Genomic DNA, 14,174 nt, shown 5'->3' with positions numbered 1-14,174 from the left:
TCCTTGTCCTCCTTGTCTTGTCCCCACCCTCAAGTAAAAAACCTACACCTGTCAGTTCCCCCCAACCCCCCTTCCCCCTGCGAGGGGGGAGGACAGAAGATGCTTCGCTTTTGTTGCATGGGGGAGGACAGGAAGTTAAATTTGTTATCTTAATATACAACAGAAAATTTTTGTTCACCCCATAACACCTGGGAAGTTAGCCTGTGAGTAACTTCAACGATTTAATCGAAATCTCTGGTTGTGACATTGGCAGATCGCGCCACGAATATATTAGATCTGCTGGACAGTTATGAGATCGGCGATCGCCCGATAATTTTCATCACTCATAGCATGGTGCGGAATGCTAGGGATTATGGTGGGTGGAGTGCGATCGCATCTCAGACGAGGGGGATTGTGTTCCTATCGACGCCTCATTCCGGTTCAGATATGGCGAGTTGGATTAAGCATATCGGTGGAATTCTGCAAACCACTGTCTCAGTTGAGGAATTAGAGGCGAATCATTCGCGTTTGCGGGAGTTAAACCTTTTGTACCGCAATGATGAGCAGTTTAGCCAAATCCCGATGCTAGTGTACTGCGAAAATCTACCGACCAAAGGGATTTTAGTCGTGAATCAAACCAGTGCTGATCCGGGGATTAAGGGTGTATTTCCTGTGTTTGTGGATTTTGACCATATCTCTATCTGTAAAGTAGAGGATAGAAAAAGTCGGATTTACCGCAAAGTTAAGCGATTTATAGATAAGAATTTAGCTACACCGTTACCGCCGATCACTCAGAAAGAAAAAGACGCGATCGCACTTGCTCCTGAGACACACTCTAAAGAATCGCTACCTTGACTGAAGTCGCCCGAATCGGAACGGGCAAAGTTAAATCCGCCTGATAAGAATCAACCCCAATTGTCTCTAACTGGACAAGAGTATCGCAATCGCCAGATTTTACTCACAAAAGTCAAGAACTTTTGGATTAAAGGAGTTCTAGAAAAATCCCTTCACAATCAAGTGCCAATTGAGTTGGGGTTAGAGGAACGCCCCGATGCAGTTGCTAATCCTTGGAGTGTTATTTTAGACACTGGAGACTCCTCATCTCAACCCCTCCCCGATGGGACTTAGCAGCGCTAAAGCGCTTACTACAAACTACGGTATAGGGTTTTAGCGCTCCCAAAATGCTTATTTCAGTACTATTGAACCTAAAGCACATAAGCTGTTCGGCATTGAAACCTAATGAATGATTTTCCAGGCTGGGCATTTTTTATCTTTTTTATCTTAATGTGGTGCAGCATTTCGCTGATCCTATCCTATATCAGTGGTTGTTCAGTTATCGGTCATTAGGGCGGGTTTTGTTGTTCAGTTATCGGTCATTAGGGCGGGTTTTGTTGTTCATTTATCGGTCATTAGGGCGGGTTTTGTTGTTCATTTATCGGTGGGGAGGGCGGGTTTTGTTGTTCATTTATCGGTGAATATCTGAATTTAGTCCCTAAACCCGCCCCTACAGATTCCCTAAACCCGCCCCTACAAATTCCCTAAACCCGCCCCTACAGATTCCCTAAACCCGCCCCTACCATCAGGGTTTTGTTTATGGGTTATTCGTGATAAACTTACCCTATAGCGACTCCAGCTTGACTATCTCTTTGTAATCCAGTCCGCGTAGGCGGGCTTGGTTGGTGTAGCTGCGAATTCCTCCTCGCCAGAGCAATTTATTAATTAAAACTATGGTGCAAAATTCCCATCTTTCACTGGTGCAAATTCAAGACATTTATCCTTCCTTACATTCCCACATCACGCTTTATATGTTGGAGAATTTTGGGGCAACAGTTAAACTTTTGAGTTGCCATCCGCCTCAAGACCTAATTGTACAAATCTGGACGAATGCTTTAACCAAATTCAATAGTGAAGGGGATTGGCATGGTATCAATTTAACCTATACTCCCGAAGAATCCCAGCAAGTCTCTGTCTTTCAAGGGTCATTTATGCCAACGGCTCCAGGGGATTTTCAATTTACCTATCGATTTCGCCTGAAAAATGACGAAAATACATGGCAATGGGCAGGACAATTTCAGGAAAATGGTTACCTTAAAGTAGAACTACCTTCTCCAGACAGGCAATGGACACAAGGACCCAATTTTGTCGAGGTTTTCCCTAATATCTATGTCGGCAATTTTATCGCCGCATCCCAAGCGGCATCCCTAGGTATCGATGCTGTGCTGAATTTAGGGGAGGAACTGACCTTAATGTTTCCCGAATCTTCTCCTATTGCTTATAGAAAAATGGGGACTTTAGACGGCGCATCGAATCCGATTGCCGATGAATTGTTGTTAGCCGCTGTTCAGTGGATTGATGAACAAGTGCAGCAAGGCAAAAAGAAAATATTACTAAACTGTCGCGCTGGAATTGGTCGCAGTGGTTCCGTAGGTGTTGCTTATTGTTTCTGGAAAAATCCCCAGTGGACTTATCAACAAACTTTAGACTACATTTGGAGTAAAAAGCCCAATATTTATCCCCACTCTCAATTGCAAGATAGCTTAGAACGTCTCTTTCCTCGGTCAACGTCAAGGTAAGCGAAAAAACCTGCCCTGACCCCAACCGCTAATTTGTATAATTCAGTTGGTGTGGTTTTTAGGTGAGTTGGTCGAGTTGCGTTAGTTCTCTTCGACGTAATTTGTTTAGGGTTAAGGTTCCCTGACTACGAACGGTGCGATCTCCTGAATTCACCTTCACCAAATAGAGCTTAAATTCAGAATGAATCCGGGTAAAACCGATTCTCCTGAGAGAGTAGCCGGAGCCTCTAAAACTTCAACAGCTTGCTGATGACGATAAATTTCCACTCGTCTCATTCCTGGCGCAATTAACCAACCCAAACGAGCGCCATTCTCGATATATTCCTTCATTTTATCTTGCGTGTCTTTTAACCTATCCGAAGGAGACATCAATTCCACAACAAAATCAGGGCAAATCGGCGGAAACTTGGTGCGTTGTTCAGGAGAGAGAGCCTCCCACCGTTCTTGTACCACCCAAGCCAAATCTGGAGAACGATTACCACCATTGGGGAGTTTAAAGCAGGTGGAGGAGTCAAACCCAACTCCTAATCGAGTTTGGCGATTCCATATCGCTAAATCAGCACCAAACTCAAAATTTTGATTTCCGGTTTCTCCGCCAGTTGGAGGCATAATAATTAATTCTCCTTGGGCATTGCGTTCAAATTTAAGATCTGGATTTGCCCGACACAACTGATAAAATTGGTCGTCAGTTAGCTGAATGATTGGGTTAAAGTCTATCGTATAAGCGGTCATTGTCGTTTTACCTATTTAACTCCAATTAATTTTTGGTGCGTCACCTGTCCGTGTTAGGGTCAGAACACGCAAACATCTGGGGAACTGACTGGACAAGTTTGCTGTGGTATGGGATTGTCTCTGAGGTCAAGCAAAGTCAGATTGGTAAGTCCAGATAGAGACCTGACATCTGTTATTTGGTTCTGGATGAGACCAAGCCTCCTCAGATTGGTAAGTCCAGATAGAGGAGTGATATCTATTATTTTGTTACTGCTGAGGTCAAGCCCAGTCAGGTTGGTAAGTCCAGATAGAGGACTGATATCTGTTATTTGGTTACTGCTGAGGTTAAGCCTCCTCAGATTGGTAAGTCCAGATAGAGCACTGACATCTGTTATTTGGTTATAGTGGAGATAAAGCACAGTCAGATTAGTAAGTCCAGATAGAGGACTGACATCTGTTATTTTGTTATCGTAGAGGAAAAGTTCAGTGCGACTTGATAGGTTTTCATCAGCTTGTTTACAATCACTCGTACCAGCTTCTTCTAACAACACTTCCACTGTTTTCCTTGCCTCAGCTGATAAACTGGTTTTGTTCAGACACCACTCTTTAAAAGAACTCCCCAAGCTAGGGTTAGCTGCTTGAGCCACCTCCCATCCTAATATCCACGTACTAATCGTTAGAGCAATTACAGCAGTTTTATCCATTTCCTTTCTATCCTTCAAAGATATAGCTATCCTATTTTAGTGCTGACAGGTGAAAATCTTAAAACCCAGGTATATCAAAGAACACAGTTTAAAAAATTGCCACAACCCTTTAATACCAATCCTACCCCGATGATGGTAAAGTGCGATCGCACAATTTTCTGGTATACTTTTCGTCATGGGGAGATGTGCCTGCATATAGCCTATCTATGAAGCCTTTCAGACCAAAACAGTAGACAGCGCAATCACAGATAAGGTAGTTATAACCCTAAGCAATAGCGAGTCGTTGCTTCAACCCTTGCCATAACTTCTTCAGAAAGTAAACCCGCAGGTTGTTTAGTAAAGCGTTTGGAATCCAGGGAGCGAATTTGGAAACATAAGAACACCGTTTCCATGGGCAAACCACTCTCGGCTGGAGAAACCCGCACGTTCGTTGGGTAATCGCGCTGGATATTTTCTCCTTTCGTTCCGACAATAACCGTTACCACTAGCGGTAAACGATTAATGGCATCAATTGAAAGGACAAGCACAGGACGTTTTCCGGCTTGTTCTCTCCCTTGAACTGGGTTGAGATTAACAAAATAAATTTCGCCGCGTTGAATGCTCACGATTCAGTTAATCCATCCATTTCAGTTACGGCAAATTCCTGCTCAATTGCCTTTAGTTCGCCCTGAATCTCTGGGTCATTTGCCATCATTACCAGTTGCTGTTCAACCGTTTTCCCCTGGCTGTCACGATGGTTAAGGGTGCGAGATAGTCTCAAATTGTGAATAATTCTTTCCATTAACCACAGTTGCTCTTCATCTGATAAGCAACTAACCATTTGTTCAATCTGGTACAAGGTGGGAGGGTTCATGATCTAAGATTCTACGGATTGAGTGTCTCTAAGGTCTAGCTTATCATTTGGATCTGCGGAAAAGGTTCAGGCGATCGCATATCGCATAATCTGCCTGTTGATTTTATTTCCTCTGAATTTGACAATTTAACCCAAATATGAGTTAACTTGTAGGGGCGGGTTTGACTGTTATCTTGTGGCGAGAAACTTCTCAATTCAATAAACCCGCCCCGCACCCAACCGTTAACTGGTAGAATCCAGGTGGTGTGAGTTTTAGGTGAGTTGGTCGAGTTCCGTTAATTCTCTTCGACGTAACTTGTTTAAGGCTAAGGTTCCTTTACTACGAACGAAGAACGGCTCACTCCCCGGTAATTCTAACAAACCTTTAATGCCAATCCTGCCCGGATTGCGGTAAAGTTATTAAGAAGTCGGCATATCATTTAGACTGTTCATGAGCGGATATTCCCACGCATCTACTCCCGAATCCAACGGTGCTACCGACGTTCGCGCTACCGAGAAGGCGAAGCAGGTGGCGGCGGAAAATATGGATCATCGGACGGTAGACCGCCAACAGTTAACGCCGATGATGCAGCATTTTGCGGAACTGAAAGACCAGTATCCCAATGCGGTACTGCTGTATCGAGTTGGTGATTTCTATGAAACCTTCTTCCAAGATGCGCGGCGAGTGGCTGAAGAATTGGAATTAGTCCTCACCAGTAAGGAGGCGGGGAAAGGGGTGGGACGAGTTCCGATGACGGGTGTCCCCCATCACTCGATTGAACGCCACGCCACTCAGTTAGTGGAAAAAGGTTATGCGATTGTTATTTGTGATCAAGTAGAAGACGCATCCGTCGCCGCCAAAGAAGGGCGTCAGGTGAAACGGGAAATCACGCGGATTCTTACCCCCGGTACGTTAACCGAAGCCGGGATGCTGAATGCTAAACGCAATAACTTCCTGGCGGCGGTGGTAATAGCCGGGAATCATTGGGGATTGGCGTATGCGGATATTTCCACGGGGGAATTTTTCACCACTCAAGCCACGGATTTAGAGTTACTGGTACAGGAATTGTTGCGCTTGCACCCGTCAGAAGTGCTGATTCCCACCAACGCCCCGGATTTAGGGAGTATGTTGCGTCCAGGGGAACGTTCAGAGTCATTACCGGATTGGTTCCCTAGTTCCTTTTGTTATAGCCTGCGTCCGCAAACCCCCTTCCGTTCCTCAGAAGCTAGACAACGACTCTTGGAACGATTTAAAGTGCGATCGCTAGAAGGGATGGGTTGTGAACATTTGCCTCTGGGAGTTAGGGCGGCGGGGGGATTGCTGGAATATTTAGAGGAAACTCAAAAGGAAAATTATGTCGCCCTGCAACATTTACGCACCTATACTTTAGCCGATTATCTGATTCTAGATCACCAAAGTCGCCGTAATTTAGAAATTACTACCACGGTGCGGGATAATACGTTTCATGGTTCCCTTCTCTGGGCATTGGATCAAACCAGTACCTCCATGGGGGGACGGGCATTACGCCGTTGGTTATTGCAACCTCTGTTAGATATTAAAGGAATTCGGGCGCGACAGGATACGATTCAGGAGTTGACGGAAAATACTGGATTACGGGAAGATTTACGTCAGTTATTACGGGGAATTTATGATTTAGAACGGTTAACGGGGCGGGCAAGTTCCGGAACGGCAAATGCGCGGGATTTGGTGGCGTTAGCGGATTCGCTGTTAAAGTTACCCGACTTGGCAGAACTGGCGGCGTATGGGGGTTCCCCTTATCTGAAAGCATTGCAAACGTTTCCCCCGGAATTAGAACAGTTAGGACAAAGCATTCGCGCCCATCTGGTGGAATCGCCGCCCTTACAGATAAAGGAAGGCAATTTAATTCGTCCTGGGGTGAATGACCAACTAGATGAAATGCGTCGCATGGCACAAGAGGATCAGCAGTGGATTGCTAACTTAGAAGTCACCGAACGCGATCGCACAGGAATTACCAATTTAAAAGTAGGATACAACAAAACCTTCGGCTATTATATCAGTCTGCCTCGCTCTAAAGCCGACCAAGTTCCCGATGAGTACATCCGCAAGCAAACCCTAACCAACGAAGAACGCTACATTACTCCTGACTTAAAAGAACGCGAAACCAGGATTCTCACCGCACGGGATGATTTAAACCGCTTAGAATACGAGATTTTTGTCGGATTACGCACCCAAGTCGGGAATTATGCCCAGTTAATTCGCAACCTCTCTCGTGCGGTGGCGGCGATTGATGTTTTGTCGGGTTTAGCAGAAATTGCTGTACGCCAGGGCTATTGTCGTCCCACAATGTTAGAGGGGCGAGAGATTACGATTATCGATGGACGCCATCCCGTGGTGGAAAAGTCTCTCCCGGTGGGATTCTTTGTCCCTAATTCGGCGTATTTGGGATGGGAGGAGTCCACGTCATCATCTGCGGAAAAGACCAAGACAGAGAATCATCAACGTCCCGATTTAATTATCCTCACTGGACCCAATGCCAGTGGTAAAAGTTGCTATTTACGCCAAGTGGGATTAATTCAAATTATGGCGCAGACAGGGAGTTTTGTGCCAGCGACATCGGCGACATTGGGAATCTGCGATCGCATTTTTACTCGGGTTGGCGCGGTTGATGATTTAGCCACGGGTCAATCCACGTTTATGGTGGAGATGAATGAAACGGCAAATATTTTGAATCATGCCACCAATAAGTCCCTGGTTTTATTAGATGAAATTGGCAGAGGAACCGCCACGTTTGATGGGTTATCCATTGCTTGGGCGGTGGCGGAATATCTATCCCTGGAAATTCAAGCACGGACTATTTTTGCTACCCATTATCATGAATTGAACGAATTGGCATCTATTTTAGAGAATGTTGCCAACTATCAGGTTACGGTGAAGGAATTGCCCGATGAAATTATCTTTTTACACCAAGTTCAACCGGGCGGGGCGGATAAATCTTATGGGATTGAAGCGGGGCGTCTGGCGGGTTTACCCCCGGCGGTAATTCAACGGGCAAAGCAGGTGATGGGGCAAATTGAAAAGCACAGTAAAATTGCCATGGGATTGCGGAAAGGTATTGGTAAAAAAGCCAAAGATACCGAAACGATTACGCCAGACACATCGGTACAGCAGTTAGATATTTTTGCCGATTGATAATACAACTATGGCAAAATCCTACTTTTGATAGAAGGTTACGCCATGCCTAAGATAGATGAAGCGTTCAACAGTAGCAGTTAAATTGTTTATGTAGAAAACGTGAATCAAAGGCAATCGGGTTCTTGACTTAGCAGTATCTATATATTTTCTGCTGTTGCTGAGTGGGAAATTTCTAGCAGTATCTATATATTTTCTGCTGTTGCTGAGTGGGAAATTTCCTTGCCTGAGTATTCAAATAAATAATTTTAGTTTTGGTTGTCAACCAGTCGCCCATAGATAATTTTAACAGAGGTTTTCATGAACAAACAGCATCAGAGCCATCTCAAAAATGCCGGACTATTAGGAGCAATATTTGGCGGTGTTTTAATTAGCCTGCCAGCAACGATTCTAGAAGCATCAGCCGTACCTGTTTCCACTGTAGCTCAAATTAATCCTTGTCCGGGAATCTACTACGAAGAACCCTACAATAGCACGCTCATGGTTCCGCCAGGATGTCCACCGAATCAGGCGACACGGATGGGTCGAGGTGGTCAAATGCCTAGTAGACCAATGACTCCTGTCATCTCTCCAGCAAATGTGCCTCAAGCCCCTCTACCTGAGGTACGTAGTGAAGCAGTTGCTCAAATTACTCCCCAAAACGGTACTGTTGATGTGCGACTGAAAAATAATACTAATGCTGTCGTTTCTTATCAAGCTGTCGGACATACGGATCGTCGATATTTGCAAGGTGGAGCAGAAATTCTCCTGCAAAACTTGCCCACGCCGATTACGATAACCGCTGTTCGTCAGGATGATGGCTTAATTCAGATGATGCCCATGTCTGCTGATGAAACTGGGCAATTGGAGGTTACTTTTGCAGAAGAAACCATGTTAGACAGTAACCAAGGGGTTCTGAGAATTCAAGAAGATGGTCAAGTCTTTGTGGATTAGAGAAGTTGACGCCATACTCCTCGTACTGCTAAGCCTGTATTTAAGGTTGACATATCCCCCCAAACCCCCATTCAAAAGGGGGGCTTACTTTATTCAAGAAGATGGTCAAGTCTTTGTGGATTGTTGACAACCAATGGCATTGCTGTGTCCCTACAAGACTCCTTTCACCTCTGGCGCTGTTGCTACTTGATAAACTAGCGTGACTTGACGTTGAGAGTAGGGCGCGAGGGTCAATTTCCAGGTACAAAATCCATTATCATCTGGTTGAACTCCATCGGTAGTCTTTTTCGTCAAAACCTTTACCTTGACTTGCTCTATTTCTGCTACTGGAACCCGTTCTGTTATGGTAATCTCTCTCGATTCAGCACCAATATTAGAGAGAAATAATTGGGTTTGCGTAATCACTCGTTTCCACTGGGTTAGATGGTCTTTTTCTTGTTTTTTCGTTTGGCTACGCTGCACCCGCATGGCTTCATCAGACCCCCATCCTAAGGCAAATTTTTCTCCGGGGGCGATGAATCCAATGGCAGTTTTGCCGACAAATTCGGAAGCACGTACTAAGTCTATAGGTCCAGCGAGAATGGGACAGGTTGATGAATTAATTTGTTGGCTTTTGAGGACAACCTGACAGGAGAGTTCTGGCATTAAGATATACTCAATCTCAGCCTTAGACTCAAAGGAGAAAATTGGCACCCGATAGGGACGACCATCAGAAGGAATTGTGGCTTTTTGGTTAGGGCGAAGCGTCCGGACTTCGCCGCCATCATCAACACCAGGTAGGTTTACTGAATTGGTCGTTTCTCTCTGAGGAACTGTTCCACCTGCACCCAGTCCAGTGGTTTGAATTTGCTGATTTCGAGTTTCAACAATAATTTGTTTGGATTTTTCTTTGACATTTAATTCGTCATCACTTAAAAGAGGCGGTTCAGTCCCCAGAGACGTGCGGGCGGTGGAAAAGACTAAATCAACATTTGTCCAGTCTTCTCCTGTATTTTGCCAGACACACCCATCCATCCGAAAGGATAGGGTAGCTGGTGATGAAGACGCATTAGTGGGGACTAGCAAACGGGCTTGATGCCAAGGACGCCATAAGGCATTGGGAACGACGTAATCGAAGGTAATTTCATAGTCTCCGGCTTCAGAAATCATTAAATCAGATTCAATGTTGGCGGTGTAAATTGTATCTGGACGGGATAGGGCTTCCAGGTGAGTGGTTATGTCATCAATTTGCCGTCTGAGTTGTGCTTGATGTTCACCGCTGCTTAAAATTTCTGTCCGTAATTCACGGAGTTGTTTAAACAGGGTTTGCAATTGTTCCCGCCAGGTTTTGGGATCAATTTGTCCCCAAACGGCATCAATGGGTAATTCTTGTAAGGCTTTGGTTAAGATGGTATTGACTTGTTTAAAGCAATACTTCTGATGGTGAGAGTCTTCTGAAACTATGGCGAGGTGATGCTGGTGCGATCGCAACTCGTTATACAATGGTTGAATGTCTTTGGGTCGTTCTTCGTCTTTGACGATTATCTGGCGACGAACACGGACATCATTAATTCTGGCATTATCATAGTTTTCTGCAAATTCTGCCCGCAGGGATTTATCGGAAAGCACTGGGGCAACATTTTCTACGGTGATGCGCCATAATCCTGATGTTAGGTTGGTTTTCCCCCGGCGTTGCACTAAGGCGCGGTCTTCGAGTAGGGTAACGAGGGTAACGGGTGCGTCAAGAGTTAAGAATTGAATGTCTTGGTGCGGTGTAATTGATGGCATAATTGACCTCGGTAAATTGTAGAGTAGTTTGTAGTAAGCACTTTAGTGCTATTACGCCTAGCTAGAGAGGGCTGAAGTTCCCTCACTACGAACGAACTATTCCCGTCGATTCCCACCGATTAATTCGCTATCGGCGTAGGTTTTAATGGTGTACTGTGCTGATAATTTTGCTTGTTGTTGACCGGGTATTTTTATCCGCCAGCGATATCCGCCTTGAATGGGTTTTCCTCGTTCTTCTTGTTCGTATTTTTGCCATTGAGGGGAAACTTTACCAATTTCTACATCAACTTTTTCTCCTTCCTGGGGGATGGGGATACGTTCTCGGATCTCAATCCGTGCTTCGTTGGCTAAACGATTAGCAATGTCAATTTTAAGGTGGTGATGGAGTTCGTTGAATGCGACTAATAACTGACTGGAACGTTTTTCCTGATACGTCGTGTTTCGAGCCACTTTTATTCCTTGTTCGACGCCTAAACCTAATTCAACTTGTCCCTGGGTGGGTATGGTTGGTAATGTTGTGGATAAGATATACTCACCATCAACATAAACATCAGCTGAACCGCTTAAAAGTGGGGCGTCTAGGGGATTACGCAGTTGGGCGATTCGGAAGACATTGGTATCTTCACGGGGAACGACAACATAGCGCAGGTTGACATCGGTACTTTGGCTAGTTAGTGCCACGGAATGAAATTGTCCATCTGACGGAACATCCACCCGTCCATCGGCAGGGTAAGCATAATCAAAGGAACCTGCTGCTTCACGTACTGATAGTCCACCAAATGGTAATGGGGTAGACAGACATTGTTGGGAAGTTGATATAGCCTGCTTGACGATTTCTAGGACATTGAATGTTACCATAAACTGCTGTTGCTTGAGGAGTTCTAGATAAACATATTGCTGGTTTTGAAGTAGTAATTTACCTCGCTTATTGGGGTCATCTGCGCCGGGAAGTTGCATTAAATTGTAAGTCAGTAGGTCATTGTTAATCCACCCCGTTGAGAAACCAAAGGCTGATTTTTGCACCCTCATATAAATATTTTCCCCATACCGAGCCGGGATGATTTCGACGAATAAATTGACCATACGTCCCTGAAACAGACGCTGAAACTTACCACTTTGCAATAGACGTTTGTTGATGTCTAAATCTGCCATGATTTTGACATGATTAGCTACGGCATTTTTAATCTTTCTCGGTAAGGGATCGAAGGCTTGCCGCAGTACGCCATCTTTACGAAAACGAACCCGCAAGTATTCTTCTTGGGGTTCGATGTGAATGTCAGAGACTCCCTCTTGTAGGGCTTTGATGAGAATACGATTCACCAAGTTAATCACCGGGGCACCACCCGCGTCATTCAAGGCTTCGCCTAAGTCGCATTCTGTTTCTTCTGGTGCATCAGACAGGAGGCATTCAAGGTCAGCAAACCTGTCTCCTGATTCATCGGACAGGTTATGAAACTCCATCGCCTTATTAGGATCGGACAGGAGGCATTCAAGCTCAGTATCCAGATCGTCTTGTGCTTTCTCCTGTGTCAGTTTTTGATCCTGATATTGATTAATCAGATTCAGTTCCCGATTGTAGAATGAACTGTTGACTCTACTCGCTGGTTGTGCAAAGGCTCTTGGTATAGTGACCACCTGCGGCTTCTGGCGGTCATAATCGGCAAACAGCATTGTTGCACCAACGGGAGGTAAACGCCAACCGGATTTTCTAGGGACAGGCTGGGTACGTCCTAACCGCAGTGAGGGTAATTCTGGCAACTCACACCAAGTCATCGGGTTAGCTGTTGAGAGTTCCAAGCGCACCCCAGACCAATCTTCTCCTGTGCGCTGACACAAAAAAGCCCGAACTGCGATCGCGGCGGTATTCGTGCTACTCTCTAAACGGCATAAATAGGTGGGTGTCCAGCGTGCGCCAGGAACGAAATACTCGACAATTAACCGTTGCTGGGAAACTGTCACCTCCGCCGGATAACTTAAGCTGATAATCACCGTTTTCCGCAATTCGTGCGGTTTCACCTGTTGGGCAGTTGACGCCAGTTTCTGTTTGTGTAATAACTCGTCTAAGTGGGTGTTTGCCTCCTGTAAGCTGTTCTGGATTTCCCGTCGTTCCTGAATACGGCTACGAATTTGTTCATCTTGAAAATTCGCGATCGCTAATCGGGCGGCTAAAGGTGAAGGGGGGGGTGCTTTTCCCGGTTCTGCTTCCGGTTGATTGGGTACATGAAGCTGTTTGAGGACAGAGATTTCGTTATCAATTAGGGCAATCGTCTCTTGAATTCGCCTCACTTCCGCTTTGGCTTGGTGCAGTTGTTCCTCGGCGGGGAAGTTCGGGGGTTCTTGGGAAGAGGAAACCGCGAGACTGATGCGGATATCAGTAGGAATCACCGGATTGGCATTTCCTTCAACTTGTACTCGCACACTGCTATCATCTAGCGCCAGGGGAAGTCCTGAAATTTCTATTTGTTCTGGCGTTTCTCCATTCTCTAGGTGCAAATCGGCGATACGGCTAACGGTTGCACCAGCCGCATAGACTTTAACTTTGTCTATTTTCGAGGCGAGTTGGGTGATGTTCGGCATCGGATTATCCTATGGCTGATCCCAGGTACATTTTTCTATATCTCTGAGTGATTACCAGGATATGCACTTATAACACGTTGCTATACGTAGTTTGTAGTAAGGGCTTTAGCCCTTGATTTCGTTGGGTAACAGTCGTCAACCCAACCTACTGGCTTACGCCCCGAAACCGTAGGGGCGCATAGACGTGCAAAGACTGAGACAAAAAAAATTGGGAGATACTTTGCATCTCTCGCTTGGTTCGACTAGACTAATATGCAGACTAAGAAAGACTAAAACATCAGACGAAATATCTAGGCAGCGACAAAGATGTCATTTACGTTATTGGCAAATGTGCTAGCAGACTGCCAACTCACGGTGGCTAACAAGTCGCTGCCTTGATAGATTTGGGCACCATTCGCACCATCAGCGAAACTCAACGCACTAACATCACTAACGATTAGAGACGTCTGACCAAGCTGGAAGTTATTAATCACATCGAATCCAACTCCTTGTGAGAGGACGACATCGGCATCACCGTGACCCAGCCAGATTATATCATCGCCAGCACCACTATCAATGTAGTCAGATCCATTGTTGGCACCATTGGCGTAAATGATGTCATCGCCCTCGCCACCGAGAATATGATCAGGACATGAACCACCGTAGATTAAGTCATCACCACGACCACCAATGAGGGTATCTCTACCGCCGTTACCATAAAGGGTGTCATTACCAGCGCCGCCATTGAGATAATCTGTAGCAGAACTACCATAAAGACCATCATCGCCAGCGCCACCAAGGATTTCATCGCCGCCGCCGTTACCGTAGAGAAGGTCGTTACCAACGCCACCATCGATATAATCACTCAGAGAACCGCCGGCGATAGTGTCATTACCGGCGTTACCTTCGAGATAATCATGACCACCATTACCATTGATTTGGTCATT

General features: G+C 45.5%; 12 protein-coding genes. 5 read left to right on the top strand and 7 right to left on the bottom strand.

Annotation, left to right across the window (positions count from 1 at the left end):
* The first annotated feature begins 240 nt into the window (after window positions 1-240).
* The 3 genes from ACLFWI_RS14765 to ACLFWI_RS14755 all read left to right on the top strand — a co-directional run bounded on the left by ACLFWI_RS14765 (window position 241) and on the right by ACLFWI_RS14755 (window position 2,552).
* Window positions 241-834: a hypothetical protein gene (locus ACLFWI_RS14765; protein WP_446413549.1), complete on the top strand. Its 594-nt coding sequence runs from the start codon at window positions 241-243 to the stop codon at window positions 832-834.
* Window positions 835-894: 60 nt separating this feature from the next.
* On the top strand, window positions 895-1,107 hold the full coding sequence (locus ACLFWI_RS14760) for a hypothetical protein (RefSeq protein ID WP_446413548.1): 213 nt from the start codon (window positions 895-897) through the stop codon (window positions 1,105-1,107).
* Window positions 1,108-1,706: 599 nt separating this feature from the next.
* A complete protein-coding gene (locus ACLFWI_RS14755; RefSeq protein WP_446413547.1) occupies window positions 1,707-2,552 on the top strand; it encodes a dual specificity protein phosphatase family protein in 846 nt (281 codons plus the stop codon).
* A gap of 156 nt (window positions 2,553-2,708) precedes the next feature.
* Here the strand turns inward: ACLFWI_RS14755 and ACLFWI_RS14750 are convergent, their stop codons facing one another.
* From ACLFWI_RS14750 to ACLFWI_RS14735, 4 genes are all read right to left on the bottom strand, one after another.
* Window positions 2,709-3,284 (bottom strand): Uma2 family endonuclease, encoded by a 576-nt coding sequence (locus tag ACLFWI_RS14750; RefSeq protein ID WP_446413546.1) that lies wholly within the window; start codon window positions 3,282-3,284, stop codon window positions 2,709-2,711.
* 59 nt (window positions 3,285-3,343) lie between these two features.
* The gene (locus ACLFWI_RS14745) at window positions 3,344-3,967 is read right to left on the bottom strand and encodes a leucine-rich repeat domain-containing protein (RefSeq protein WP_446413545.1); all 624 of its coding nucleotides are present in this window, start codon (window positions 3,965-3,967) and stop codon (window positions 3,344-3,346) included.
* Between the two features lie 257 nt (window positions 3,968-4,224).
* Window positions 4,225-4,572, bottom strand: a complete 348-nt coding sequence (locus tag ACLFWI_RS14740; RefSeq protein WP_446413544.1) for a type II toxin-antitoxin system PemK/MazF family toxin — start codon at window positions 4,570-4,572, stop codon at window positions 4,225-4,227.
* Window positions 4,569-4,787: a hypothetical protein gene (locus ACLFWI_RS14735; protein ID WP_446413543.1), complete on the bottom strand. Its 219-nt coding sequence runs from the start codon at window positions 4,785-4,787 to the stop codon at window positions 4,569-4,571. The genes ACLFWI_RS14740 and ACLFWI_RS14735 overlap by 4 nt, the downstream gene beginning before the upstream one ends.
* Before the next feature lie 556 nt (window positions 4,788-5,343).
* On the opposite strand from ACLFWI_RS14735, the gene mutS reads away from it, so the two are divergent.
* Complete coding sequence (gene mutS, locus ACLFWI_RS14730) at window positions 5,344-7,971, top strand: DNA mismatch repair protein MutS (RefSeq protein WP_446413550.1); 2,628 nt, start codon at window positions 5,344-5,346, stop codon at window positions 7,969-7,971.
* 300 nt (window positions 7,972-8,271) lie between these two features.
* On the top strand, window positions 8,272-8,904 hold the full coding sequence (locus ACLFWI_RS14725) for a hypothetical protein (protein ID WP_446413542.1): 633 nt from the start codon (window positions 8,272-8,274) through the stop codon (window positions 8,902-8,904).
* Between the two features lie 150 nt (window positions 8,905-9,054).
* Here the strand turns inward: ACLFWI_RS14725 and ACLFWI_RS14720 are convergent, their stop codons facing one another.
* The 3 genes from ACLFWI_RS14720 to ACLFWI_RS14710 form a co-directional block, all read right to left on the bottom strand.
* Window positions 9,055-10,671: a mucoidy inhibitor MuiA family protein gene (locus ACLFWI_RS14720; RefSeq protein ID WP_446413541.1), complete on the bottom strand. Its 1,617-nt coding sequence runs from the start codon at window positions 10,669-10,671 to the stop codon at window positions 9,055-9,057.
* Between the two features lie 96 nt (window positions 10,672-10,767).
* Window positions 10,768-13,248, bottom strand: coding sequence for a mucoidy inhibitor MuiA family protein (locus tag ACLFWI_RS14715; protein WP_446413540.1), 2,481 nt, complete (start codon window positions 13,246-13,248; stop codon window positions 10,768-10,770).
* 290 nt (window positions 13,249-13,538) lie between these two features.
* Window positions 13,539-14,174, bottom strand: a 636-nt coding sequence (locus ACLFWI_RS14710; RefSeq protein WP_446413539.1) for a calcium-binding protein, incomplete at its 5' end; no start/stop codon positions are given.

Origin of the sequence: Coleofasciculus sp. (genome assembly GCF_046539235.1) — a bacterium.
Taxonomy (GTDB): domain Bacteria; phylum Cyanobacteriota; class Cyanobacteriia; order Cyanobacteriales; family Coleofasciculaceae; genus Coleofasciculus.
This window is presented reverse-complemented; position numbering and strand designations above follow the sequence as displayed.

Excerpts from the sequence above, each read along its gene's own strand:
- ACLFWI_RS14755 (WP_446413547.1), top strand. The coding sequence starts at position 1,707 with ATGGTGCAAAATTCCCATCTTTCACTGGTGCAAATTCAAGACATTTAT.
- ACLFWI_RS14750 (WP_446413546.1), bottom strand. The coding sequence starts at position 3,284 with ATGACCGCTTATACGATAGACTTTAACCCAATCATTCAGCTAACTGAC.
- ACLFWI_RS14745 (WP_446413545.1), bottom strand. The coding sequence starts at position 3,967 with ATGGATAAAACTGCTGTAATTGCTCTAACGATTAGTACGTGGATATTA.
- ACLFWI_RS14735 (WP_446413543.1), bottom strand. The coding sequence starts at position 4,787 with ATGGTTAGTTGCTTATCAGATGAAGAGCAACTGTGGTTAATGGAAAGA.
- mutS (WP_446413550.1), top strand. The coding sequence starts at position 5,344 with ATGGATCATCGGACGGTAGACCGCCAACAGTTAACGCCGATGATGCAG.
- ACLFWI_RS14725 (WP_446413542.1), top strand. The coding sequence starts at position 8,272 with ATGAACAAACAGCATCAGAGCCATCTCAAAAATGCCGGACTATTAGGA.
- ACLFWI_RS14720 (WP_446413541.1), bottom strand. The coding sequence starts at position 10,671 with ATGCCATCAATTACACCGCACCAAGACATTCAATTCTTAACTCTTGAC.
- ACLFWI_RS14715 (WP_446413540.1), bottom strand. The coding sequence starts at position 13,248 with ATGCCGAACATCACCCAACTCGCCTCGAAAATAGACAAAGTTAAAGTC.